Origin of the sequence: Kitasatospora sp. GAS1066B, assembly GCF_041262605.1 — a bacterium.
GTDB lineage: Bacteria > Actinomycetota > Actinomycetes > Streptomycetales > Streptomycetaceae > Kitasatospora.
Genome location: NZ_JBGCCO010000010.1, coordinates 23,412 through 47,282, shown reverse-complemented (window position 1 = coordinate 47,282; position 23,871 = coordinate 23,412). Strand labels below are relative to the sequence as shown.

Genomic DNA, 23,871 nt, shown 5'->3' with positions numbered 1-23,871 from the left:
CAAGGCTGGTTGACAGGATGCGCGGCCAGTGTCGGACGCGGTGCGGGTGGCGGAGCCGACGCCACCCGCTGACGCCCTCCTGGGATGGGAAAGGGATCCGATGACTCCTGCGCCTGACAACCGGACCGAGTTGTCCGTCGTCATTCCGATGTACAACGAGCAGGAGGCGCTGCCCGCCCTGGTCGCCCGGCTTCGCCCGGCCCTGGACGGCACCGGCGTCCGCTACGAGGTCGTCGCGGTGAACGACGGCAGCACCGACGGTACGTCCGCGCTGCTGCGCGAGCTGCGCGGCGAGTGGAGTGAGCTGCGGGTGGTGGAGCTGCGTCGCAACTCGGGGCATCAGGCGGCGCTGACGGCGGGTCTGCACAGCGCCGTGGGCGCGTATGTGGCGAGCATCGACGCGGACCTGCAGGATCCGCCGGAGAAGATCGCCGAGATGCTGGAGCTCGCCAGGCGCGACGACCTCGACATCGTCTACGGGGTGCGGTCGGACCGCAGCACCGACAGCGGGTTCAAGCGTCGTACGGCGGGTCTGTACTACTGGCTGATGCGCCGGCTGGTCGGTAAGCGGGTGCCTTCGCAGGCGGGTGACTTCCGGCTGTTGAGCCGCGAGGCGGTCGACGCGCTGAAGGCGTTGCCGGATCAGCAGCAGGTCTACCGGTTGCTGGTGCCGTGGCTGGGCTTTCGCAGTGGTCAGGTCACGTATCACCGTGACGAGCGGGTGGCGGGGGAGACCAAGTACCCGTTGAGCAAGATGATCCGCCTGGCGGTGGACAGCATCACCAACTTCTCCGCGGCGCCGTTGCGGATCGCGACCTGGCTGGGCGTGGCGAGCTTCTTCGCGTGCTTCGGGATGTCGATCGCGACGCTGGCGGTCCACCTGGCGGGTCACACCGTGCCGGGGTGGACCTCGCTGTTCGTCGGGATGCTCTTCATCGGCGGCATCCAGCTGATCTGCGTCGGTCTGCTGGGCGAGTACATAGGACGGATCTACACCGCCGTGCAGAGCCGTCCCACCTACTTCATCGGCTACGACTCGGCCGACGACGGCCAGGAGTCGGCGAACTTCGCGGCACCCCGGGAGCCGGAGCTGACCGAGGTGCGCTGACCGACCCCGGGAGCCGTGTCGGCGGGGGCGGCGGGCTGCGGGCGGCTCAGTTCTGCGGGTCGGTGAGGGTGACCACCCACTGCGGGGCCAGGGTCGAGCAGCTCTGCTGGCCCACCGTGGTCAGCGAGTCGTTGACGCAGGTGAAGTACGGGCGGTAGGCCAGCTGCACCGAGAAGAAGCTGAGCACCAGGAAGATGGCCACCCCGCCGGTGAGCAGGCCGCCGAGTGCCGCCGGCATCTGCGGGCGGCTGCGCTGGCCGTAGGGCCAGGTGACCGGGGCGCCGCTCGGGGCCTCGGCCGCGCGCTCCGCGGTCCGCTCGGCAGTCCGCTCGACGGCCGCCGTGCTCGCCGCGTTCGCTGTGCTTGCCGCGTTCGCCGTGCTGGCCGGGTTCGGTGCGGTGGCCGGGCGCAGCGCGCTGATGCCCCAGTAGAGGGCGAGGGCACCGAACAGCAGGGCGAGCGAGGCGATGTTCTGCAGCCCGCAGAAGAGCGCGGCCATGCCGCTCATCAACGCGTAGCGCGAGCGGCGGTGCTGCGGGTCGTTGGGGTCGAAGCGCGGCTGCTGCGGACCCGGCTGGCGGTCCGGCCAGCCCGGGCCGCCACCGCCCTGCCAGTTCGGGCTCCACGGGTGCGGCGGCGGCACCGGCGCTCTGCCGGGCCGGCCCTCACCGGTGGGGCGGTCGCCGTCCTCGGGTTCGCCCTGGGGCGCGCCGTCCGAGGGCCCCTGCGGGAGGCGCGGCCGCCACGGCTGGTCCGGGGCATCCTCCGGCGGCGGAGCGAAGGGGTTGCGCTCGTCGCTGCTCTTGCCGCTGCTCATGTCGGTCGAGGTCCTCATCGTCGTAGGGCGTCGCGACCCATGATCCCGCAGGCCGATGAGGAGCTGAGCCCGGCCTGCCGTTCGCGGTGCCACGGTCCTGAGAGCGGCTCGTCGGGCGGCGCCGGGAGATCCCGCTCTCATCTACGCGCGTCAAGCAGAATCCCTGGCCAACCTGCGTTCAACCAGCCGTTATCGTGGTGACGGTCGGCAGCTCTCCCAGGTTCCCGGGCTCCTCGCACGCCGCGCGCATCCGGCGAACCCACCGGCCGCCGACCTGCCGCCTGTCCGTAGTGGCCCCACCGCCCGGTGGACGTACCAGCGGGCGGGCACCCGACGTTTACGGAGATCCAGCGCAGTGGCTGCCGCTCACCCGCTCGCCTTCCCGCCCCCGTCCGACCGCCCTGCCCGGCTGCTGGTCCTGGTGTCCGGCTCCGGCACCAACCTCCAGGCCCTGATCGAGGCGGTCGCCGATCCCGGCTACGGCGCCGAGATCGTCGCCGTCGGTGCCGACCGGGACGGCATCGCGGGGCTCGAGCGCGCCGAGCGCGCCGGCATCCCGACCTTCGTGCACCGGGTGAAGGACTACCCCGACCGGGCCGCCTGGGACACCGCGCTGACCGCGGCCGTGCAGGCCTGGCAGCCCGACCTGGTGATCACCGCCGGCTTCATGAAGATCCTCGGTGAGCGCTTCCTGGGCGCCTGGAGCGGCCGGATCGTCAACACCCACCCTGCCCTGCTGCCCGCCTTCCCCGGCGCCCACGGCGTTTCCGACGCGCTCGCCTACGGGGTCAAGGTCACCGGCTGCACCGTCCACCTGGTCGACGCCGGGGTGGACACCGGTCCGATCATCGCGCAGGGCGTCGTGCAGGTCACCGACGCCGACCATGCCGATGGCGGCGAAGCGCTGCACGAGCGCATCAAGACTGTCGAGCGTCAGCTGCTCGTCGAGGTCGTGGGCCGTCTCGCCCGCGAAGGACACCGCATCGAAGACCGAAAGGTTTGGATCCCGGCATGAGTTCCGCCCCCCACGCCGCGCCGCCCGTCTCCGAGGACATCCGTCCGATCCGCCGCGCGCTGGTCAGCGTGTACGACAAGACCGGCCTGGAGGAGCTGGCCCAGGGCCTGCACGCCGCCGGGGTCGAGCTGGTCTCCACCGGCTCCACCGCCGCCAGGATCGCCGCCGCCGGCGTCCCGGTCACCGAGGTCTCCGAGCTCACCGGCTTCCCGGAGTGCCTGGACGGGCGCGTGAAGACGCTGCACCCCCGGGTGCACGCCGGCGTGCTGGCCGACCTGCGCCTGGAGTCGCACCGCGCGCAGCTGGCCGAGCTGGGCATCGAGCCCTTCGACCTGGTCGTGGTGAACCTCTACCCGTTCGCCGCCACCGTCGCCTCCGGCGCCACCCCGGACGAGTGCGTCGAGCAGATCGACATCGGCGGCCCGAGCATGGTGCGCGCCGCCGCCAAGAACCACCCCTCGGTCGCGGTGGTGGTCGACCCGGCCCGCTACGCGGACGTGCTGGCCGCCGTCCGGGCCGGCGGGTTCGACCTGCTGACCCGCAAGCGGCTGGCCGGCGCGGCCTTCGCGCACACCGCCGCGTACGACGTCGCGGTGGCGCAGTGGTTCGAGGTCTCGGGCTACACCGAGTCCGAGGAGCCGTTCCCGGCCTTCCTCGGCGCCACCTGGGAGCGCTCGAACGTGCTGCGGTACGGCGAGAACCCGCACCAGCGCGCGGCGCTCTACACCGACGGCACCGGGGGCCTCGCGGCCGCCGAGCAGCTGCACGGCAAGGAGATGTCCTACAACAACTACGTCGACACCGACGCCGCCCGCCGCGCCGCCTACGACCACGCGGGCCCGGCCGTCGCGATCATCAAGCACGCCAACCCGTGCGGCATCGCGGTCGGCGCGGACGTCGCGGAGGCGCACCGCAAGGCGCACGCCTGCGACCCGCTCTCCGCGTTCGGTGGCGTGATCGCGGTCAACCGCCCGGTCACCGTCGAGCTGGCCGAGCAGATCGCGCCGATCTTCACCGAGGTCGTCGTCGCCCCCGACTACGAGGCGGGCGCCGTCGAGGTGCTCGCCCGCAAGAAGAACATCCGCGTGCTGCGCGCGCCCGAGGCCCCGTGCGAGCGCCGGGAGGCCCGCCGGATCAGCGGTGGCCTGCTCTTCCAGCAGCTCGACCGGGTGGACGCCCCCGGTGACGACCCGTCGACCTGGACGCTGGCCACCGGTGAGGCGCTCTCCGAGGCCGAGCTGGCCGAGCTGGCCTTCGCCTGGATCTCCTGCCGCGCCGTCAAGTCCAACGCGATCCTGCTGGCCAAGGACGGCGCCTCGGTCGGGGTCGGCATGGGCCAGGTCAACCGGGTCGACTCCGCCAAGCTCGCGGTCGCCCGCGCCGGGGAGCGTGCCGCCGGTTCGTTCGCCGCCTCCGACGCGTTCTTCCCGTTCGCCGACGGCCTGCAGATCCTGCTCGACGCCGGCGTCAAGGCCGTGGTCCAGCCGGGCGGCTCGGTGCGGGACGAGGAGGTCATCGCGGCGGCCGCGGCGGCCGGGGTGACCATGTACTTCACCGGGACCCGGCACTTCTTCCACTGATCGTGCCGATCGGCTGACGGGCCGTGGGATCTCTCCCACGGCCCGTCAGCCGTCTCGTTGTCTTTTTTTGGGTGCCTCAGCCGGTGACCACGACCACCGTGCCGGCCATCTTGTCCGCGAAGGTCTGCCGCTTGGCGTCCCAGAGCGGCCACAGGTAGCCGATCAGGCAGCAGAGCGCGTCCAGCAGGTGCAGCAGCCGGCGGCCGATCGCCAGGCCGGTGCCGAGGTAGCTGCCGTCGGCTATCCGCAGCACCCTGGTGCCGACCACCTTCTTGCCGGGCGACTGGCCGGTGCTCCCCTCCATGTTCGCCACGACCAGCAGCGTCACCAGGTTCACCAGGCTGCCCAGCGACGACCCGGTGGCGAGCTGGATGGCCGTACCGGGCAGGCCCACGATCAGCCAGTCGATGAGGAAGGAAACCACCCGCCGGCCCCAGTTGGCCAGCGGCGGAGCGGGCGGGTAGGGCAGGTCGTAGCCGGGTGGCCGCTGGTCGTACGTGTTGCTCATCGGATCCTTCTGATCGTCGTACCGGCGCCTGGCGTCGGTGCTTGGCGTCGCTGCTTGGCGTCGCTGCTTGGCGTCGCTGCTTGATGCCGGTTCGTGCGGGAGCTGCCCGAGAACGCCGACGGCCCGGTCGCTCCGTCCGGAGCGACCGGGCCATCAGCCGTGCTCAGTGGAAAACCGTGCCGCCCGCTCCCGGGCGGCCGCGCGAGCTACTGCGCGCGAATCACCAGGCTGTTGGTCACCTTGTCGGCGAAGCACTGGCCCTTGTCGTCCCAGAGCGGCCAGAGGTAGCCGAGGCCGCAGAGCAGGTTGTCCAGGACGTGCGCGAGCTTGCGCACGAAGGCCATGCCGAAGCCGAGCGGCCGGCCGTCGATCTCGCGGACCAGCTTGATGCCCACGGCGCGCTTGCCGATGGTCTGGCCGGTGCTGCCCTCGCGGACCAGCTGCCAGATGAGCAGGCCCAGCGTGAGCACGGCGCCGACCAGGATGATCGCCACGCCGCCGCCGCTCAGACCGGTGGAGGCGGTCGTGGTGGCGGGGGTGCAGACCGGGGCCGAGGTGTCGCTCGGGTCGGTGGGGAAGGTGCAGTTGGGCACGCCAGAGGCCACGCTGCCCACCACCATCGCGATGCCGATGAAGTAGCAGATGGTGAACGGCACGAAGATCACCAGCGAGTCGATGATGTACCCACCGACCCGGGCGCCCCAGCTGGCCACCACCGGCGGGCCCGCAGGGGCGTAGCCGTAGGGAGCGGCGTCCTGCTGCGGGTAACCGTAGTTCGGGGCACCCTGCTGCGGGTAGCCGTAGGCCGGCGGCTGCTGGCCGTACGGGTTCTGCTGCGGCGGGACGCCGTACGGCGCCTGCTGGGGCTGGCCGTACGGCTGCTGGGGCTGACCGTAGGGCGCCTGCTGGGGCTGGCCGTAGGGGTTGTTCGGGTCGGGCGGGTAGGACACGGAATGCCTCCGGGCGGGACGAGCTCTGCGGGCAGTTGGGACAGTGGGGACAGCGGGTGAGACTAGTGGAGCGCTATGACGGTGCGACACCCAGGCGGAAGAGCTGCCAGATCCAGGCGACCGCCAGCGCGCCGCCGATCACGACCCCGCGCCGACGCGGCGTCAGCGACCACCACCAGGCGTCCCCGCCGAGCGGCGCGGTGAGCAGGCCGAGTACCGCGACGACGGTCACCGGATTGGCCGTCAGGGCGGCCAGCCAGTGGCCGTGTCCGGCCTCGATGAAGACCGTGGTGCTGCCGCAGGCCGGGCACGGGATGCCGGTGAGGCGGCGCAGCGGGCAGAGCACCCCGGGATCGTGCGCGTCGTGCAGCACGGCGACCGCCAGCGCCGCGCCGGCCGCCAGCGCGCAGCGCAGGGCGGTGCGGGTGAACCGGGTGGTCGGGCCGGCGGGCGTCCGGGCGGGCCGGGCGGCCCGCACCGGGGTGATCACCGCAGGCCGGATGGCGGCGGGTGTCCCGGAAGCTGTTGCGATGGAGTGGTCACGAACGTTCTCCCCCGATCACCCGCGGGCCGCAGTTTCGGCGCTGCGCGGGCCATGTGACTGGTGCTCGGAGCCTATGGTCGACGGCAGCGGGCCACGCTGTCCAGCGCGTTGGCAGGGTGTGGACAGAACTGTGGCGCAACTGCAACCGGATCCACACGTTCCGTTAAGATGCGGGCGCGCGGAGAGCGGCGTGCCGAGCAGTGCCGCCGATCCGGGAGGATAGGGGTATGACTGCCCAGATTCTCGATGGCAAGGCCACCGCCGCCGCGATCAAGTCCGAACTCGCCGTCCGCGTCGCGGCTCTCAAGGAGCGGGGCATCACCCCGGGCCTCGGCACCGTACTGGTCGGCGACGACCCGGGGAGCCACTCCTACGTGCGCGGCAAGCACCGCGACTGCGCCCAGGTCGGCATCGCCTCCATCCAGCGCGAGCTGCCCGCCACCGCCAGCCAGGCCGACGTCGAGGCCGTCGTCCGCGAGCTGAACGAGGACCCCGCCTGCACCGGCTACATCGTCCAGCTGCCGCTCCCCAAGGGCCTGGACGCCAACCCGGTGCTGGAACTGATGGACCCGGACAAGGACGCCGACGGCCTGCACCCCACCTCGCTGGGCCGCCTGGCGCTCGGCATCGACGGCCCGCTGCCCTGCACCCCCTACGGCATCGTGGAACTGCTGCGCCGTCATGACGTGGAGATCAACGGCGCCGACGTGGTGGTGGTCGGCCGCGGCGTCACCGTGGGCCGCTCGATCGGCCTGCTGCTCACCCGCAAGAGCGAGAACGCGACCGTGACGCTCTGCCACACCGGCACCCGCAACCTCTCCGAGCACCTGCGCCGGGCCGACATCATCGTCGCCGCGGCGGGCGTCCCCTACCTGGTCAAGGCGCAGGACGTGCGCCCGGGCGCGGCCGTGCTGGACGTGGGCGTCAGCCGCACCGAAGCCGGCCTGGTCGGCGACGTGCACCCGGCCGTCGCGGAGGTGGCCGGCTGGCTCTCACCCAACCCGGGTGGTGTCGGCCCGATGACCCGCGCCATGCTGCTCAACAACATCGTCGAGGCGGCCGAGCGCCAGACCGCCCACTAGTCGCCACCCTGGGGATCGGAAATGAGCGCGGTACGAACGGGCCGGTCCGCACGTCGCCGGACGGCCCGGAACAGAGCGGCACCGAACACCGGGCCTGTGGCCACGGGGACACTGCCGCCGGAGGGCGCCAAGGCGGCCCTGGACCGCGGCCACTCGCTGCCGGTGCGGCAATGGCCGATAACGCTGGTCATGCTGGTGGTCGCGATCGGGCTGCTGGTCGCCTGGCTCGACGACTTCCGCTACGGCCTGCTGACCATCGGCGGCGGCATGCTGTTCGGCGCCCTGCTGCGGCTGCTGCTGCCGGAGGTCGGGATGCTCGCGGTGCGCAGCCGGTTCACCGACGTGCTGGTGCTGCTCTTCTTCGCGGCCGTGATCGTGCTGCTCGCCCTGGTGGCCCAGCCGGACCCCTGGCTGCGGCTGCCGGCGGTGGAGGACATCGGCAGCTATATCGGGCAGCGCCACTGACGCCGGCGCCGACGGGCGTTCGCCGGAGCCCGCCCCTGGCCGGGGCGGGCTCCGGCACGCTGTGACGCACCAGCCACGCCGGTGGGCACGCCCTCGGGGCGCCCTTGCGATAACCTGACGCCGGTTCTCTCGATGTCGAGAGAAAACATCCTCGGCTCCAGTGCGCCGACGTGCCCTGGGGCATGCTGGCGATCGCTGGAGAAGGAAACATGACTCGCACCCCCGTCAACGTCACCGTCACCGGAGCGGCCGGCCAGATCGGCTATGCGCTGCTCTTCCGCATCGCCTCGGGCCACCTGCTCGGCGCGGACGTGCCGGTGAACCTGCGCCTGCTGGAGATCCCGCAGGGCCTCAAGGCCGCCGAGGGCGTCGCGATGGAGCTCGACGACTGCGCCTTCCCGCTGCTGCGCGACATCACCATCACCGACCAGGCGAACACGGCCTTCGACGGCGCCAACGTCGCCCTGCTGGTCGGCGCCCGCCCGCGCACCGCCGGCATGGAGCGCGGCGACCTGCTGCAGGCCAACGGTGGCATCTTCGGCCCGCAGGGCAAGGCGATCAACGCGCACGCCGCCGATGACATCAAGGTCCTGGTGGTCGGCAACCCGGCCAACACCAACGCCCTGATCGCCCAGCGCAACGCCCCCGACGTGCCGGCCGAGCGGTTCACCGCGATGACCCGCCTGGACCACAACCGGGCGATGGCCCAGCTGGCCAAGAAGGCCGGCGTGACGGTCGAGGACGTCAAGAAGGTCACCATCTGGGGCAACCACTCCGCCACCCAGTACCCGGACCTGTTCCACGCCGAGATCTCCGGCAAGAGCGCCTTCGACGCCGTCGGCGGCGACCAGAAGTGGGTGGAGGACTTCTTCATCCCGAAGGTCGCCAAGCGAGGCGCCGAGATCATCGAGGTCCGTGGCGCCTCCTCGGCCGCCTCGGCCGCCAACGCCGCCATCGACCACGTCCACACCTGGGTCAACGGCACCCCGGCGGGCGACTGGACCTCGATGGGCATCGTCTCCGACGGCTCCTACGGCGTGCCGGCCGGCCTGATCTCCTCCTTCCCGGTCACCACCAAGGACGGCAAGTTCGAGATCGTCCAGGGCCTGGAGATCTCCGACTTCGACCGCGCCCGGATCGACAAGTCGGTCGGCGAGCTGGCCGAGGAGCGCGACGCGGTCACCGAGCTCGGTCTCATCTGACGAACACCCCGCCGCACCCGTGCCCCGGCCGACCGCTTCGGTTCAGAAGCGGTCGGCCGGGGGCGCTTACACTGGCCGACCGTGAACGAAACCCTCCAGGACGCCGCCCTCGTCCTGCTCTTCATCGTCCTCGGTGGGCTGTTCAACATCGCCGAGATCTCGCTGATCTCGCTGCGCGAGGGGCAGATCAGGGCACTGGCGGAGCGCGGCACCAAGCGGGCGGCCCGGGCCGCCCACCTGGCCGCCGATCCGAACCGCTTCCTGGCCGCCGTCCAGGTCGGGGTGACCTGCATGGGCTTCCTCTCGGCCGCCTTCGGCGCGGACACGCTGGCCGGCAAGCTCTCCCCGGTCTTCGTCCGGCTGGGCCTGTCCAGCGGGGTCGCGGACGCGGTCGCCCTGGTCGGGCTGACCCTGCTGATCTCCTACATCTCACTGGTGCTCGGCGAGCTGACGCCCAAGCGGATCGGCCTGCAGCGGGCGGAGTCGATCGCGCTGCTGGCCGCGCCGGTGGTCGACGTCATGTCGGTGGTGCTGCGCCCGGTGATCTGGCTGCTCGGCCGTTCCACCAACCTGATGGTCCGCCTCTTCGGCGGCGACCCCAAGGCCGGGCGCGGTTCGATGAGCTCGGAGGAGCTGCGCGGCCTGGTGGCCGCCAACACCGAGCTGGGCAGCGACGAGCGGGCGCTGATCGCCGATGTCTTCGCGGCCGGCGAGCGCCAGCTGCGCGAGGTGATGGTGCCGCGCACCGAGGTCACCTTCCTGGACGCCGACCAGCCGCTCACCGAGGTCCGCGAGGAGACCAGCACCTCGCCGCACTCGCGTTACCCGGTGGTCGAGGGCTCCTACGACGCGGTGGTCGGCTTCGTCCACGTCCGTGACCTCTACCGGGCCCGTGGTGAGCGGGCGCTGCGGGTGCGCGAGATCGCCCGTCCGGTCAAGCTGCTGCCGGCCACCAAGAAGGTGCTGGAGGCGATGAGCGAGATGCGCCGTGAGGGCCACCACCTGGCGATGGTGGTGGACGAGTACGGCGGCACGGCCGGCATCGTCACGCTGGAGGACCTGGTCGAGGAGGTGATCGGGGAGATCCGCGACGAGTACGACGCCCAGGAGACCACCGCGACCCGGCGGCTGGCGGGTGGCGGGGTCGAGGTCAACGGTCTGCTCAACCTGCCGGACTTCGCCGAGGAGACCGGGGTGGCGCTGCCCGAGGGCCCGTACGAGACGGTGGCCGGCTACGTGGTGGCCGAGCTGGGCGAGCTGCCCGAGGTCGGTGACCAGGTGCTGGTGGACAAGGAGGGCGCCGAGCACGGCGTGCTGCTGACCGTGGCGGCGCTGGACGGGCGGCGGATCGACCGGATCCGGGTGCGCGCCGAACCCGCACCCGAGGCGGCGGGCGAACGATCGTCCGAACCTCCAAACGAAGCCGGGTCCTGACCGCCTGCCGAAGCTGGAAGAATGGCGGTCATGGTCAACGCAGCGGTCACCAGTCCGGCGAAGGATCGCCCTCGGGTGCTCTCCGGCATCCAGCCCACCTCCGGCTCGTTCCACCTCGGCAACTACCTCGGCGCGGTGCGCCAGTGGGTGGACCTCCAGGAGGCGAACGACGCCTTCTACATGGTGGTCGACCTGCACGCGATCACCGTTCCACAGGATCCGGCGCAGCTGCGGGAGAACACCCGGGTCTCGGTGGCCCAGCTGCTCGGCGCCGGCCTGGACCCGGAGCGCTGCACCCTCTTCATCCAGTCCCAGGTGCCCGAGCACGCGCAGCTCGGCTGGGTGATGAACTGCCTCACCGGCTTCGGCGAGGCGGCCCGGATGACCCAGTTCAAGGACAAGTCGGCCAAGCAGGGCAGCGACAGCACCACGGTCGGCCTCTTCACCTACCCGATCCTGCAGGTCGCCGACATCCTGCTCTACCAGGCCGACGCGGTGCCGGTGGGCGAGGACCAGCGCCAGCACCTGGAGCTCACCCGCGACCTGGCCGAGCGCTTCAACAGCCGTTTCGCGCCGACCTTCACGCTGCCCAAGGCGTACATCCTCAAGGAGACGGCGAAGATCCTGGACCTCCAGGACCCGACGGCCAAGATGAGCAAGTCGGCCTCCTCGCCCAAGGGCCTGGTCAACCTGCTGGACGACCCCAAGCTCAGCGCCAAGAAGTTCAAGAGCGCGGTGACCGACACCGACACGGTGGTCTCCTACGACGAGGAGAAGAAGGCGGGCGTCTCGAACCTGCTGCGGATCCACGCGGCGCTCAGCGGGCAGAGCGTGGAGCAGCTGGTCGCGCACTTCGAGGGCAAGATGTACGGCGCGCTCAAGACCGAGCTGGCCGAGTTGTTCGCCGAGTGGGTGGTGCCGTTCCAGCAGCGGACCCAGGCCTACCTGGACGACCCGGCGGAGCTGGACCGGGTGCTGGCGGTGGGCGCGGAGAAGGCCCGCGCGGTGGCCGGCGAGACCCTGGCGACGGTCTACGACCGCATCGGCTTCCTTGCGGCCGCCAAGCGCTGATGCCCGAGCCGATGCCTGCCGATGGTGGCGATCTCACCGAGGTCGCCACCATCGGCGCGTCGTTGACCATCGGCGTGGCCGTCACGGTGCCCGAGCCGTTCGGCTCGGCGATCCAGGACACGCGCGCGGCGCTGGGCGATCCGCTGGCCCGGGCGATACCCACGCATGTCACGCTGCTGCCGCCGACCGAGATCCCGGCCGAGCGGTTGCCGCAGGTGCGGGCCCACCTGGCGGCGGTGGCGGCCGGGCGCCGCCCGTTCCGGATGCAGCTGCACGGCAGCGGCACCTTCCGCCCGGTCTCCCCGGTGGTCTTCGTCCGGGTCGAGGAGGGCGCGCAGGAGTGCCGTGAGCTGGAGGCCGAGATCCGATCCGGCCCGCTGGCCCGGGAGTTGGCGTTTCCGTACCACCCGCACGTGACGGTGGCGCACGGTCTGGCGGAGGACGTGCTGGACGCCGCGGCGGTCCAAGTGCGGGCCTTCCACGCGGCTTTCGCGGTGCCCGCCGTCACGCTCTCCTGGTTCGGCGCTGATGCGGTCTGGCGCCCGTGGCGCGCTTACCCGCTGGGTCAGCGTTAATCAGCGCGAATCAGTTGCGTGAAATACAGAATGTAATCTCTTATTACTTTCTCATTCACCGCACCATCAGCTGAGCGCTATACTCAGCCGTTAATGGCTGCGGGGGGCTTATCGGCCAGAAGGCTCACCGTCTGGAGAGATGATGCGCTGTCCCCGCACGGTCCGGCGAGTCATGCGTGCCGTGGCCGGCCGGGCCCGCCGGGTCGGCGTGTTGTCCGGGGTGCTGCCGGCGCAACGGACGGCCGAGCAGCCGGGCGCCGTGCCGGAGCCCGAGCCGGCGCCCGCCCCGCCGAGCGCCGAGGAGCTGCGCCGGGAGCGCGAGGAGCAACTGCTCGAGCGACGGCCCGCGTTGGTGCGGCACGACGGCTTGCTGGCCGAGGTGCGCGACGACCTGCTCTCCGGGGACGCCTACCTGCGCAGCTTCACCGAGGTGACCGATCTGCTGCGCACCAGCGGGGTGGTGTTCGCCCCGATCCGCGGTCAGGGGTTCCGGCAGTGGGTGGTGATCGCGCCCGGACAGCGGGCCGAGGTGCTCGCCGCCTGCGCTGCCGCCTTCGCCGGCGAGCCGGTCTACGCGGACCTGCTGGGGCACGACGTCACGCTCAGCACGGTGCTCGCCGAGGAGCTGCCGCAGGCCGTCGCGGCCCTGGAGGCGGTCCCCGAGGCGGCCGAGGAGCCCGGTGAGTCCGGGGTGTTGGTCAAAGGGGTGCGGATCTACCGGCCGGTGGTGACCGGCGGGCGCACCCTGTCCTACGCCGCGGACCACGGCTGTGACCTCGACTTCTGGGATTCGGCCAGGCCCTCCCAGGGCGCGATCGCCGCGATCCACGAGCCGCCGTTCGGCTGGTGGGTGCCCTCCTTGGAGCCGGAGGCGACGGTGCGGATCGGCGATCGCGAATTCCCGGCGCCGGCCGCGTTCGCCCGGCCACTGCTGGACGACGTCACCTTTCCGGTGGACGCGGTGATCACCTGGGTCGACGACAGCGACCCGGTCTGGCACGGCCGGCGCGCCGCGGTGCTGGCCGCGCTGGACCGGCCGCCCGCCACCGGGGACGGCCCCGAGCGCTTCCACAACCGCGATGAGCTGCGCTACTGCCTGCGCTCCATCGCCATGTACGCCCCGTGGATCCGGCACGTCTTCCTGGTCACCGACGGGCAGCAGCCCGACTGGCTGGTGGCCGAGCACCCGGACCTGACCGTGGTCTCGCACCGTGAGCTCTTCGCGGATCCGGCGGTGCTGCCGGTGTTCAACTCGCACGCCATCGAAACCCAGCTGCACCGAATTCCGGGTCTCGCCGAGCATTTCCTGTATTTCAACGACGACATGTTCCTGGGACGACCGATTCGGCCCGAACAGTTCTTCCACGGAAACGGCGCGCCGGCGGTCAATCTCGATTCCCGGGTGATCCCGCCGGGACCGGTGACGGGCGACGACGACGAGTACGTGGCCGCACAGAAGAACACCCGGGCCCTGATCCGGCGCGAGTTCGGCCGGGACACCACCAACACCCTCAGCCACGCCCCCTACCCGCTGACCCGCACACTGCTGGCCGAGAGCGCCGAGGAGTTCGCCGCCGAGCTGGCCGGCACCGTGCGCTCGACCTTTCGCTCGACCACCGACATCGCGCCGATCACCCTCGCCGTCAGCCGCGGGTACCTCGCCGGCCGGGTCGCCTGGGGCCGGATCGGCCACCGCTACGTGGACGTCGACCGGCAGGCCGCCCTGGAGCAGCTGCCCGGTCTGCTCGGGGAGCGCGCGATCGACACCTTCTGCCTCAACGACGGCGGCCTGGCACAGGTGCCCAGGCCCGAACAGGACCGGATCGTCACGGCCTTCCTGCAGGACTACTTCCCGGTGGCGGGCCCCTTCGAGCAGTCGCTGCCGGCACCGGCGGCCCGGACCGCTCCCGAGCAGACCGCGCCGGCCGAGCAGCTCGACCCGGCCACCGGGCCCGCCGAGTCGGCGGGCTCCGCCCCGCAGCCACACCTGGTCGAGCAGCACGGCTGACCCCCGGCCGTACCCGACGCGAAAGCCCGCGGGCCCCGTGACCAGCACTCAGGTCACGGGGCCCGCGGGCCTTCCCAGCCGAGGACTCGGCCCAGCAGGCCGTCAGCCCAGCAGACCGTCCACCACCCGGGCCGCGGCGTGGCCGTCGTCCAGGTCGCAGTAGGTCGAGCGGAACGCGGTGTAGGCCTCGCGGTGCTCGGCCGCGACCCGGTCCAGGTCACCCAGCGCCTCGACCAGCTCCGCCGACGTCCGCAGCAGCGGCCCCGGTGCGTCCCGCTCGAAGTCGAAGGTGAACCCGCACAGGTTGTCGCGGTAGTGCTCCAGGTCGTAGGTGAAGAAGAGCACCGGCCGACCGGTGTTGACGAAGTCGAACACCGAGGCCGAGTAGTCGGTCACCAGCGCGTCGGCGACCAGCAGCAGGTCGGCCATGTCGGGGTAGCGCGAGACGTCCCAGACGTAGCCGTTGCCGGCGTCGGCGACCGGGCCGTAGCAGTTCGCGTGCGGGCGGACCAGCAGGACCTGGTCCTCGCCGAGCGCGGCACGGGCCGCCGCCAGGTCGATCCGCAGGTCGATCTGGTAGCCGCCCTGCGGGCGCTTGCGGTCCTCCCGGAAGGTCGGCGCGTACAGCACGACCTTCTTGCCCTCGGGCAGGCCCAGCTTGCGGCGCACCTCGGCGGCCCGCTTCTCCCGGTCGGGGGAGAACAGGATGTCGTTGTGCGGGTAGCCGGTCTCCAGCATCTCGCCCTGGAACTTGAAGGCCCGACGCAGCACCGGGGTCGCGAAGCTGCCGCCGGAGATCAGCTTGCTCCAGGTCAGCACCTCGCGGTCGAGGTGCTTGAGGTAGTTGCTGTCGATGAACCAGATCTTCTCGAAGTCGTGACCGATCCGCTTGAGCGGGCTGCCGACCCAGGTCTGCAGCACCACCTGGTCCGGACGCAGGCTCACGAAGTCGGGCAACTGGGCGCTGGTGACGATGTACTTGGCGGTGGCCACGGCCTCGTACCACTCCGGGCTCCACTGCCGCAGCCCGCGGGCGCTCTGCGGAAGTTCGGCCTGCTGGTCGTCCACCGTCCACAGGTGCTCCAGCGGCAGGCCGCGGCGGACCAGCTCCTCGTGGATGGCGCGCGGCGAGCCGGCGTACTGGCCGCCGTTGGCCACGTTGTAGAGCACCGCCTGGCGCAGCGGCTGCTGCTTGGCGGCCGGGTAGGCCTCCTTGCGCAGCACCCGCTGGCGGTAGCCGCTGCGCTCGTGCGGGCCGAGGTCGGCGTGCGCCTCCAGCGAGAGCGTGTCGAAGTAGCGGCGCTCCAGCACCACCTGCTTGCCGCGCGCGCGGATCTCGGCGGGCAGCGCGGCGTGCGCCTCCAGCGCCACCTGGACCTTGGGCCAGGCGAAGTCGGGATCGCCGCCCTCGGGCCGGAAGAAGACCTCCCAGGTGCCCTTGTGCAGCGGTACCTGGCCCGCGTACGAGCTGATGGGGGTGGCCGGCAGGTTCACCTCGAAGCGGCCGTCGCTGACCAGCACCGGGTGCAGGTAGTCCTCCTCGCGCCAGACGTGACGGACCACCAGGTCGTAGCGGTGCTCGCCGGGCAGCGGGAAGTGGCCGGTGAGCGTGAAGCCCTGCTCGTCGGCGCCGGTGATCCGGTCCACCACCGGCTGCACCAGCTGGTCGGCGAACTGCAGGTGCCCGGTGTCGGTCGGCTTGGAGACCAGCACCCGGGCGGTGCCCACCGGGGACTCGGGGTCCAGCGGCAGTTCGAGGTGCTGCAGCGGCGCCCGCTCGTCGACCATGACCGGCAGCGTGGTCCGGTCGGCCAGCAGCAGCTTGGCGTACCACTGGTCGGCGCTGCGGGTGTCGGCGGCCGGGTCCAGCGCGTTCCACCGGTCACGGACCTCGGCGAGCTGCGTGAGCGGGATCCGCGCGGTGAACGGCACCGGTCGCCCAGCCGGGGTGCCGAACTCGACCGGGAAGTCGATCTTGCTGCCGGACTGCGAGTGGTGCAGCTGCAGCCGGAGCCCGGACAGGTCGGAGCCGCCGCGCACCGTGCCGTTGAGCTCGATCTCGCCGTCCGCTGCACCCAGTTCGGTGACCGAGGCGCGCAGCGTCTCGACCTTCAGGTGCAGGAAGCCGTCCTTCAGGAACGGCACGATCCGCGTGCTGGCGTCGACCCAGTGGGTCGGGTAGCTCTGCGCCGTGTCGGCCCAGCCGCCGGAGATCCGGCCCTTGTAGACGCCGGCCTTGCCGACGCCGCCGATCAGCACCCGCCAGATGCCGTCCTGCCACTGGCCGCGCTTCTTCAGCTTCGCCGGATCGATGAAGGTGGTGAAGCCGGCCCAGTCGCAGCTGTACAGGTCGTGCGGGGAGCTCGCGGTCGCTTCGGGTGCGTACTGGGTCTTGGCGGAGAAGGTGACGATCCGCTTGCCCTTGGCCTCGCGCAGCACGATCTTGCGGACCAGGTCGTGCTTGCCCTCCACACCCACGTGCTCCGGGAAGGCGTGCCCGGTCAGCCGCAGCTTGCCGTCCTCCCAGGCCGACTCGTAGACCCGGCTGCGCATCACCAGCGCGTTGTCCAGCCGCAGCACGTCGGCCGGCACGCTCTTGCGCCCACCGCGCAGGAACGGGTAGTCGGCGTACGGCCGGACCAGGCCGCGAGCCGGCGCCGCGCCGTTGCTCTCGGCCTCGAAGGCCATCTGCTCGACGAGCTCGTCGATCCGGCCCTGCAGGGTCAGGTGGTACTTCAGCCGCAGCGGCGCGCGCAGCTTGCGGACCAGCTCGGGCCCGATCGCGCGCAGCAGCCGGCCCACGCACTCCAGGTACGCGTCGCGGTAGTCCTGCTCGCCGTCGACCACCGACCAGAAGAACATCGGGATCTCCTCGACGAGGTTGTTCTCGTCGTAGGAGCGCAGGTACTCCTTGAACTTCGGGTCGGTCTGCTTCAGCAGCCAGGTGCGGACCAGCTCCATCGAGGTGACCCGGTCGATCAGGCCCTTCGGGTTGGTGCGCATCTGGGTGATCGACATCTCGCCGACCTCGCGCTCGCGCCAGTGGTAGATCGGCTCGGTGAGCACGTCCACGCTCTTGGCCAGGTAGTGGTGCGGCACGCTGACCGGCGCGTCCTCGTACAGGATGCCCTCGGGGTAGAGCAGGCCGGCCATGTCCCAGAAGCTGCGCCGGTACACCTTGTTCCACGCGGTGCGGTCGGTGACCAGCGCCGGGATCTCGGTGATGTGGGTCTTCAGCCTGGTCTCGCGGAACGGCTTGGCGTGGCCGCCCGACGGGTAGTGGCCCACCGCGCGGAAGCGCAGCACGTTGCCGGTGGCGAAGTCGGAGCCGGTCTTGTCGAGCGTGGAGATCATCAGCTCGTACGCGCTCGGCGGCAGGGTGTCGTCACTGTCCACGAAGGCCAGGAACTCGGTGCCGTCGGTCAGGTGCAGCAGGCCGGTGTTGCGGGCGGCGCCGAGGCCGGCGTTCTGCTTGCGGACCAGTCTGAATCGGGAGTCCTTGGCGGCGAACGCCTCGGCGAGTGCCGCGCTGCCGTCCTTCGAACCGTCGTCCACCATGATGCACTCGAGGTCGCTCATGGTCTGGGCGGCGATGGACTCCAGGCACTCCTCCAGGTACCGCTCGACGTTGTAGATCGGAACAACGACAGAGAGACGGGGGGCCATCTTCGGGGCGGGCCTTTCATCAGGGGCGGTGTCACGGCCTGGAGCGGACCCGAGGCTTCGAGGGCCACCGGACAGGCGGTACGCGGCGAATCCTACCGTCCGACCCGGCCGGCCCCCCGTGTCGGCCAGGCCCGGCGGGGCTGAGCGGACGCCGGCCGGTGACCTGTCAGGCTGAACCGCATGGGATTCCTCACCAGGCTGCCGGTGATCGGTCCACTGGTCGCCGCCGTGCTGCGCAGCCGCCCGTACCGCGTCTACCAGCACTTCACGGCGGCCAAGGCCAACCGGCTGGCCGGTGCCGTCACCTTCTTCGGCTTCCTGGCGCTCTTCCCGCTGCTGACGGTGGCTCTGGCGATCGCGGTGACCACCCTCACTCCGACCCGGGTGGACACCCTCAAGCACAAGATCGCCGACCAGGTCCCGGGGCTGGCCAACTCGCTGGGTCTGGACTCGCTGATCGCCAACGCCGCCACCGTCGGGGTGCTCAGCGGGTTGCTGCTGCTGATCTCCGGGCTCGGCTGGGTGGGCACCATACGCGGTGCGATCCGGGACATCTGGCAGCTGCCCGAGGAGGACGGCAACGTGGTGCTGCGCAAGGTCTGGGACTGCGTGGTGCTGGTCGGCCTCGGCGTGGTCTCGGTGGTCTCGCTGGGCGCCTCCGCGATCACCACCCAGCTGGCGGGACGGCTGGCCAGTGGCCTCGGCCTCTCCGACCAGGGCCAGGCGCACTACCTGCTGGCGGTGGCCGGCTTCGTCATCGCGGTCGGCGCCGACCTGCTGCTCTTCCTGTACCTGCTCGCCCCGTTCCCCCGGATCGCCGGCCAGCACCGCCGCGACCTGATGACCGCCGCGCTGATCGGGGCCGTCGGCTTCGAACTGCTCAAGCTGCTGCTCTCCTCCTACCTGGGTTCGGTGGCGGGCAAGAGCCTGTACGGCGCCTTCGGCGTGCCGGTCGCGCTGCTGCTCTGGATCAACTTCGTCTGCCGGCTGCTCATGTACTGCGTCGCCTGGACCGCCCTGGCCGACCCCGAGGGCGCCCGGGCCCGCGCCCGCGCGAGCGCGGAGACCGCCTACCGCGCTGCCGGCGAGCTCGGCATGGCCGGCCCGCCGACGCGGCCGTAGCGGCTTGAGGCCCTAGGGCCTCTCTTACGGATCTTGCCGGGCGTGCGACGCCGGGCCTCCCGCCTGGACGCACCGGCGAATCATCCAAGTACGACCCAGTACGAGGACGATCCGCCGGCACACCCAGCCGGGCGCCCACCGCCGCGCGCTGATCCGACAAGATCCGTAAGAGAGGCCCTAGCTGTCCCGCTTCGGCCGGCGGCGCAACGCGGTGGCGCCGCGCAGGGCGGAGGAGGCGGTGGCACCCCGGGGTGCGGCGGCCCGGCCGGCGGCCGGGACCGGCGCGGACCGGCGCCGGTTCAGGAACCAGCCGGCCGCAGCGGCGCCGATGACGGTGACGACGCCGATCACCGTCCAGCTCTCCGGGCTCGGCATCGTCGAGCCGTGCCGGAGCGGCCCGGCCAGCTGCTGCCGGCCGCCCGGCACGCTGCCCGGCAGCGCCTGGCCGGGGACCGGCACCGGCACCAGTGCGGACCCGGCGGCGGGGCTCGGCGCGGTCGCGGCCGTGACGGCCGGCTTGGCGGAGACCAGTCGCCCGACCGGGGTCAGGCGGCCGCCGGCGGCGAAGCCCCAGTCCAGCAGCGCGGCGGTCTCGTCGTAGACCTTCATATAGGTGTCCGGGTGCATCACCGCGACCAGCAGCGTGTGCCCGTCCCGCTCGGCGGCGCCGACGAAGGTGCTGCCCGCGTTGGTGGTGTAGCCGTTCTTGACCCCGATCAGGCCCGGGTACTTGCCGAGCAGCCGGTCGGTGTTCTGGATCCCGAAGGTGGCGCGCTGACCGGTCCGGCTGTCCACCAAGCCGGGGAACTGGGCGTCCTTGGTGGCGCAGTAGGAGCGGAAGTCCGGGTTGCGCAGGCCCTCCCGGGCGAACAGGGTCAGGTCGTAGGCGCTGGTCAGCTGCCCGTCCTCGTCGTAGCCGTCCGGGGAGACCACGTGGGTGTCGGCGGCCCCGAGGTCGTTCGCCTTCTGCTGCATCTGACGGACCGTCTGGTCGACGCCGCCGTTCATGTGCGCGAGCACGTGCACCGCGTCGTTGCCCGAACTGAGGAAGACCCCGCGCCACAGGTCCTCGACGCGGTAGTCCAGGTCCTCCTTGACGCCGACCAGGCTGCTGCCGCTGCCCAGCCCCGCCAGATCCTCGGGCGCCACCCGGTGCACGACCCTGCGGTCGATCTTGGGCAGCACGGTGTCGGCGAAGAGCATCTTCAGCGTGCTGGCCGGCGGCAGCCGCAGGTGCGGGTTGTAGGCGGCCAGCACGTCACCGGAGTCGGCGTCGGCCACCAGCCAGGACATCCCGGTCAGCCCCTCCGGCAGCCGCGGCGCCCCCGGCCCGAGCGCGACCTGCACCCCGGGCAGCCCGAGCCGCTCACCACCGACGACGGTGGCGACCGGCGGCGGCTCGGCCGCGGCGACGGGGGCGGCCGCCAGCACCAGGGCGGCGGCTAGCGCGGCGGCCCGACGACCAGTACGACACATCAGGTAAGCATCCAAGTGCATTTGGTGTCCGTACCCGTCCAACGTCCACCGGCCCCGGCCCGTCGCCCGGCTCGCCGGAACGGGGGACCGCCGACTGGGCTGATCGGCTCCCTGCCGTTCGGTATGAAGGCCCGCCGCGAGGTGATCGGGAAGCTGACCGTCACCACACTTGAGCCCAACGAGGACCACTGGGACGAAGCGGAGATGGCCTACGCCGACGTGGTCCGGAAGCTGGTTGACCTCGCGTTCAAGGGCTACGCCTACAACCGCATCGCGGCGACCATGAACAAGGAGGGCACCCCCGCCCCGGGCACCACAGCGCAGCGGAACACCGAGGCGCGCAAGAAGGCCGTCCGGGAGCGCGGATTCCCTGGCCGGCAGCGGACCGGGATCATCTGGCGGGCTCAGACCGTGCGTCACATCCTCACGCACCCCTGCATCGGCGGGTTCGCCTCGGTGCGCCTCCCGAAGGGCCCCAAGGGGACGTTGGCCAACGTCATTGCCCGGGACCAGTCAGGGGCTCCGCTGACGCCGCACCAGGGCATCATCCCGAGCCAGACCTGGCTGGAGCTCCAAGAGAAGATCGGTCAGCGCGGCCTCGCTGAGCGGCAGTACGAGAACGGCGTGCCGGAGCTGTCCGGCTGGAAGTTCTCCCGTTGCGCCATGTGCGAGGGCTCGATGGGCAAGAGCGGGTGCTACTACATGTGCGCGAACCCCATTGGGCACGGTGGTCTGTCGGTGCAGACCGCTCACCTTGACGACTACGTCGCCCGCCAGGTTTGGGCGAAGATCACCAACGCCGATCTCGCCGATCCGGATGACCAGGCGTGGCTGGTGGCGGCTGCTCTACGGTTCGCGGAGCAGGAGGACCTTTCCTCGCTGATCGCTACGCCATAGCAGGATTCGGCGTGGCTACGGGTCTGGGACTTCCGATCGGATCTCTCGGTCACCTGCTGTGACCTGGCCTTTCGGCCGGTTGGCCCGGGTGGCCCACGCGCGCGTGCACGACGCGGGTGCAGGCGCGCACCTGCGCGTACGCGTAGGGCCGCCTGGTCAGCAGGAGTCTCGTGCCGCTGCCACCCGGGCGCGTCGGTCGGTCACAGCCGGCCTGAGCCCAACCGGCTGCGGAACGGCCCGCCAAGCCGCGAAATCCTGCTCTGGCAGGAGGACGGAGTTACCTATCCGAACCGTCATTCACCCGCCGTGCGGTCGGCGCTGGTCCGGTCGGCGCGCCGAGCACTGCCCGGCCTGTCATGAGACGCTCGCCAGCACCCGCGCGGGCGACGCTCACCGAACCGGTCAGCACGGCGCTCGCAGGTGCCTGCTGCCCGCCACGGTCGGTCTCCGGCAGAACGGCCGGGGCCTGTGGCGCCGTGCGCCCTACCCGAGCCGTTGAGCTGCCCACTGCCCCCGCCTGGCCCCTTCGAGGGTCGGTCGGGGGCTTTTCGTCGTCCGGGTGCTTATCCGAGGTAGGGGGTCGCCCGGTGTTCCAGGAAGTGCTGGAGCCGGAGCCGCTGGGTGTGGTGCATCGGCAGGTTCTCGATCTCGGTCGGGGCGACGAACTGGAGGTCGGTGGATTCGCTGGAGATCCTCAGTTCTCCGCCCGTGATACGAGCGGTGAAGCACACGTTGAACTGTTGGCGGACCTCGCCGTCCGAGTAGGCGATGATGTGGCGGGGGTCGGTGTACGTGCCGACCAGGCCCGTGATCTCCACAGCAAGTCCGGTCTCCTCCTGGACTTCCCGCACCGCCGTCCCGGGCAGCGACTCGCCGAGGTCCATCGTTCCGCCGGGCAACGCGTACAGGCCGTTGTCGGTCCGCCGTTGCAGCAGGATGCGGCCCCTGTCGTCGGTCACGACGGCGGATGCCGCGACGACGACCCGGTTCGGCTTGGGGGCGTCGGGATCGTCGTAGTACTCGGTTCGTGCCACGTGATCAGTTCTCCTCAGCCGGTCGAGCGGTGTCCCACACCGCGTCGAAGCTCGCAGCATAGGTGTCGAACAGCGTCCCTGCGCCCGAGCGCCGCAGGTGCCAGACCGGCGCGCCAAAGGCGTTGACGCCCCACACGTGCGCGTTCACGAGGAGCTGGTCATCTGCTCGGTACAGGCTGTTGTAGAGCGTCGTCGAGTGGGTGCGGATCTCGATCCCGGGAGTCCCGAGGAGAGGGCGGTAGTGCAGGAGCGCGAGTCTGCAACGGGACTCGATGCCGTGGCCGAACTTCTCCTCCTGGCCGCGCTGCCTGACGTTCTCGCTGTCGGGGTCACCGAGGGCGATCCGGACGGTGCAGCCCTCGGCAGCGCGTTCACGGAGCAGGTCGTTGAGCCGGGGGTACGCCTCGTGGAGGAAGACCGCCGCGTAGACCAGGACGTCGATTCGCTCCGTGGCCTTGCCGAGCAGGTCCACGAAGACGGAGACCGGCAAGTCGGCCCGCTGCTCGTACAGCCCCACCAGTTCAGGGCTTATCGCGCGGGCGGCACGGGGCTGCCGCAGGCTCGGCCACAGTGCGAACACGTCTTCTCCCAGTGCTTCGGCAGCCAGGCGGGCTGTCCCTAGCCGGGGCGTCCTGTTCTGGTTGGCCCATCGTTCAACCGATTTGGTGTCCACGCCGGCCTTCTCCGCCAGGGCGGCGTGCGTCCAACCGCCGGACGTCATAGCGCTTTTCAGTCTCTCGTTCGGCATCGCGATTGTCTCCCCACAGACACCGGGCCTTTGTTGGGGACGTTCTACCGCACGGGGGACGTCCCGAAGTGTCCTTTGCACGAGGTTCCACCGTCCCGGGCGACTGCCGGACCTTGGTATCCACCAAGTGGGAGGAGTGGGCAGATGACGACGGGCGGGCAACGCAGGACCCTCGCCGAGTACCGGGCCGAGCAGCGCCAGCGTGCCTCTGTCGGCAACCCGTTGGACGAGTACGACCCGGAGTATTCTGCCCGGGCCATCAGGGGTACGCCGCGTGGGTGGCCGTTCTGCACCTGCGGCAGCGACAAGTGCCCCGACAAGGACATCGCGTGAGTGCCGCTCAGCAGGCCGACGGCGGCCCGGAGCCGGTGGACCCCTTCGAGTGGATCAGGGCTCACCCGTGGCCGCGTGAGTGCCCTGCCGAGCCCCGACCGGTGCTGACTCCGGAAGAGTTCAGCGAAGCTCCGTTGACGACCGACGAGCGGCGACGGCGGGCCGAACTGCTCGCCAGGGTGCGCGAGGCCAACCACCCCCGCTGCTGGCCGGCCAACTGACTCCCGCCCCGGTCG

At 71.3% G+C, this 23,871-nt stretch carries 22 protein-coding genes; 14 read left to right on the top strand and 8 right to left on the bottom strand.

Annotated elements, in window-relative coordinates; all coding sequences use genetic code 11:
* Nucleotides 1–100 precede the first annotated feature (100 nt).
* Nucleotides 101–1,108, top strand: a complete 1,008-nt coding sequence (locus ABH937_RS13255; RefSeq protein ID WP_280692315.1) for a glycosyltransferase family 2 protein — start codon at nucleotides 101–103, stop codon at nucleotides 1,106–1,108.
* 46 nt (nucleotides 1,109–1,154) lie between these two features.
* Here the strand turns inward: ABH937_RS13255 and ABH937_RS13250 are convergent, their stop codons facing one another.
* Entirely contained in the window at nucleotides 1,155–1,943 is a 789-nt protein-coding gene (locus ABH937_RS13250; protein ID WP_370218277.1) for a hypothetical protein, read from the bottom strand.
* A gap of 337 nt (nucleotides 1,944–2,280) precedes the next feature.
* Between ABH937_RS13250 and purN the strand changes: the two genes are divergently transcribed.
* Together purN and purH are read left to right on the top strand one after the other, a co-directional pair.
* A complete protein-coding gene (gene purN, locus ABH937_RS13245) occupies nucleotides 2,281–2,940 on the top strand; it encodes a phosphoribosylglycinamide formyltransferase (RefSeq protein ID WP_280692318.1) in 660 nt (219 codons plus the stop codon).
* The gene (purH, locus tag ABH937_RS13240) at nucleotides 2,937–4,520 is read left to right on the top strand and encodes a bifunctional phosphoribosylaminoimidazolecarboxamide formyltransferase/IMP cyclohydrolase (RefSeq protein WP_280692319.1); all 1,584 of its coding nucleotides are present in this window, start codon (nucleotides 2,937–2,939) and stop codon (nucleotides 4,518–4,520) included. Before purN ends, purH begins: the two co-directional genes overlap by 4 nt.
* Nucleotides 4,521–4,596: 76 nt before the next feature.
* Here the strand turns inward: purH and ABH937_RS13235 are convergent, their stop codons facing one another.
* The 3 genes from ABH937_RS13235 to ABH937_RS13225 all read right to left on the bottom strand — a co-directional run bounded on the left by ABH937_RS13235 (nucleotide 4,597) and on the right by ABH937_RS13225 (nucleotide 6,468).
* On the bottom strand, nucleotides 4,597–5,028 hold the full coding sequence (locus ABH937_RS13235; protein WP_370218276.1) for an RDD family protein: 432 nt from the start codon (nucleotides 5,026–5,028) through the stop codon (nucleotides 4,597–4,599).
* Nucleotides 5,029–5,234: 206 nt separating this feature from the next.
* A complete protein-coding gene (locus ABH937_RS13230; RefSeq protein ID WP_280692323.1) occupies nucleotides 5,235–5,978 on the bottom strand; it encodes an RDD family protein in 744 nt (247 codons plus the stop codon).
* Nucleotides 5,979–6,051: 73 nt separating this feature from the next.
* The gene (locus ABH937_RS13225) at nucleotides 6,052–6,468 is read right to left on the bottom strand and encodes a DUF2752 domain-containing protein (protein ID WP_370218275.1); all 417 of its coding nucleotides are present in this window, start codon (nucleotides 6,466–6,468) and stop codon (nucleotides 6,052–6,054) included.
* Between the two features lie 281 nt (nucleotides 6,469–6,749).
* Here ABH937_RS13225 and ABH937_RS13220 point away from each other — a divergent pair, with 281 nt between their 5' ends.
* From ABH937_RS13220 to ABH937_RS13190, 7 genes are all read left to right on the top strand, one after another.
* Complete coding sequence (locus ABH937_RS13220) at nucleotides 6,750–7,604, top strand: bifunctional methylenetetrahydrofolate dehydrogenase/methenyltetrahydrofolate cyclohydrolase (protein WP_280692327.1); 855 nt, start codon at nucleotides 6,750–6,752, stop codon at nucleotides 7,602–7,604.
* 96 nt (nucleotides 7,605–7,700) lie between these two features.
* Nucleotides 7,701–8,069: a DUF3017 domain-containing protein gene (locus ABH937_RS13215; protein WP_280692329.1), complete on the top strand. Its 369-nt coding sequence runs from the start codon at nucleotides 7,701–7,703 to the stop codon at nucleotides 8,067–8,069.
* 209 nt (nucleotides 8,070–8,278) lie between these two features.
* Nucleotides 8,279–9,271 carry a malate dehydrogenase gene (locus ABH937_RS13210; RefSeq protein WP_280692331.1) on the top strand — a complete coding sequence of 331 codons (993 nt, stop codon included), beginning with the start codon at nucleotides 8,279–8,281 and terminating at the stop codon, nucleotides 9,269–9,271.
* An 81-nt stretch (nucleotides 9,272–9,352) separates the two neighbouring features.
* Nucleotides 9,353–10,705 carry a hemolysin family protein gene (locus ABH937_RS13205; protein ID WP_280692333.1) on the top strand — a complete coding sequence of 451 codons (1,353 nt, stop codon included), beginning with the start codon at nucleotides 9,353–9,355 and terminating at the stop codon, nucleotides 10,703–10,705.
* Between the two features lie 30 nt (nucleotides 10,706–10,735).
* Nucleotides 10,736–11,776, top strand: coding sequence for a tryptophan--tRNA ligase (gene trpS / locus ABH937_RS13200; RefSeq protein WP_280692335.1), 1,041 nt, complete (start codon nucleotides 10,736–10,738; stop codon nucleotides 11,774–11,776).
* Between the two features lie 11 nt (nucleotides 11,777–11,787).
* Entirely contained in the window at nucleotides 11,788–12,351 is a 564-nt protein-coding gene (locus ABH937_RS13195) for a 2'-5' RNA ligase family protein (RefSeq protein WP_370218274.1), read from the top strand.
* A gap of 172 nt (nucleotides 12,352–12,523) precedes the next feature.
* Nucleotides 12,524–14,359 carry a Stealth CR1 domain-containing protein gene (locus ABH937_RS13190; protein ID WP_370218273.1) on the top strand — a complete coding sequence of 612 codons (1,836 nt, stop codon included), beginning with the start codon at nucleotides 12,524–12,526 and terminating at the stop codon, nucleotides 14,357–14,359.
* Between the two features lie 102 nt (nucleotides 14,360–14,461).
* On the opposite strand, the gene ABH937_RS13185 is transcribed toward ABH937_RS13190, so the two are convergent.
* On the bottom strand, nucleotides 14,462–18,025 hold the full coding sequence (locus tag ABH937_RS13185) for a CDP-glycerol glycerophosphotransferase family protein (protein WP_370218272.1): 3,564 nt from the start codon (nucleotides 18,023–18,025) through the stop codon (nucleotides 14,462–14,464).
* A 180-nt stretch (nucleotides 18,026–18,205) separates the two neighbouring features.
* On the opposite strand from ABH937_RS13185, the gene ABH937_RS13180 reads away from it, so the two are divergent.
* A complete protein-coding gene (locus tag ABH937_RS13180) occupies nucleotides 18,206–19,147 on the top strand; it encodes a YhjD/YihY/BrkB family envelope integrity protein (RefSeq protein WP_280692365.1) in 942 nt (313 codons plus the stop codon).
* A 177-nt stretch (nucleotides 19,148–19,324) separates the two neighbouring features.
* Here the strand turns inward: ABH937_RS13180 and ABH937_RS13175 are convergent, their stop codons facing one another.
* Nucleotides 19,325–20,644 (bottom strand): serine hydrolase, encoded by a 1,320-nt coding sequence (locus tag ABH937_RS13175; RefSeq protein ID WP_280692367.1) that lies wholly within the window; start codon nucleotides 20,642–20,644, stop codon nucleotides 19,325–19,327.
* A gap of 102 nt (nucleotides 20,645–20,746) precedes the next feature.
* On the opposite strand from ABH937_RS13175, the gene ABH937_RS13170 reads away from it, so the two are divergent.
* Nucleotides 20,747–21,520: a recombinase family protein gene (locus ABH937_RS13170; protein ID WP_280692369.1), complete on the top strand. Its 774-nt coding sequence runs from the start codon at nucleotides 20,747–20,749 to the stop codon at nucleotides 21,518–21,520.
* Nucleotides 21,521–22,083: 563 nt separating this feature from the next.
* On the opposite strand, the gene ABH937_RS13165 is transcribed toward ABH937_RS13170, so the two are convergent.
* Both ABH937_RS13165 and ABH937_RS13160 read right to left on the bottom strand, forming a co-directional pair.
* On the bottom strand, nucleotides 22,084–22,554 hold the full coding sequence (locus tag ABH937_RS13165) for an NUDIX domain-containing protein (RefSeq protein WP_280692371.1): 471 nt from the start codon (nucleotides 22,552–22,554) through the stop codon (nucleotides 22,084–22,086).
* Nucleotides 22,555–22,558: 4 nt separating this feature from the next.
* Nucleotides 22,559–23,302 carry a helix-turn-helix domain-containing protein gene (locus ABH937_RS13160; RefSeq protein ID WP_280692373.1) on the bottom strand — a complete coding sequence of 248 codons (744 nt, stop codon included), beginning with the start codon at nucleotides 23,300–23,302 and terminating at the stop codon, nucleotides 22,559–22,561.
* 144 nt (nucleotides 23,303–23,446) lie between these two features.
* Between ABH937_RS13160 and ABH937_RS13155 the strand changes: the two genes are divergently transcribed.
* On the top strand, nucleotides 23,447–23,635 hold the full coding sequence (locus ABH937_RS13155) for a hypothetical protein (RefSeq protein WP_280692374.1): 189 nt from the start codon (nucleotides 23,447–23,449) through the stop codon (nucleotides 23,633–23,635).
* A complete protein-coding gene (locus ABH937_RS13150) occupies nucleotides 23,632–23,856 on the top strand; it encodes a hypothetical protein (protein WP_280692376.1) in 225 nt (74 codons plus the stop codon). Before ABH937_RS13155 ends, ABH937_RS13150 begins: the two co-directional genes overlap by 4 nt.
* Nucleotides 23,857–23,871 lie beyond the last annotated feature (15 nt).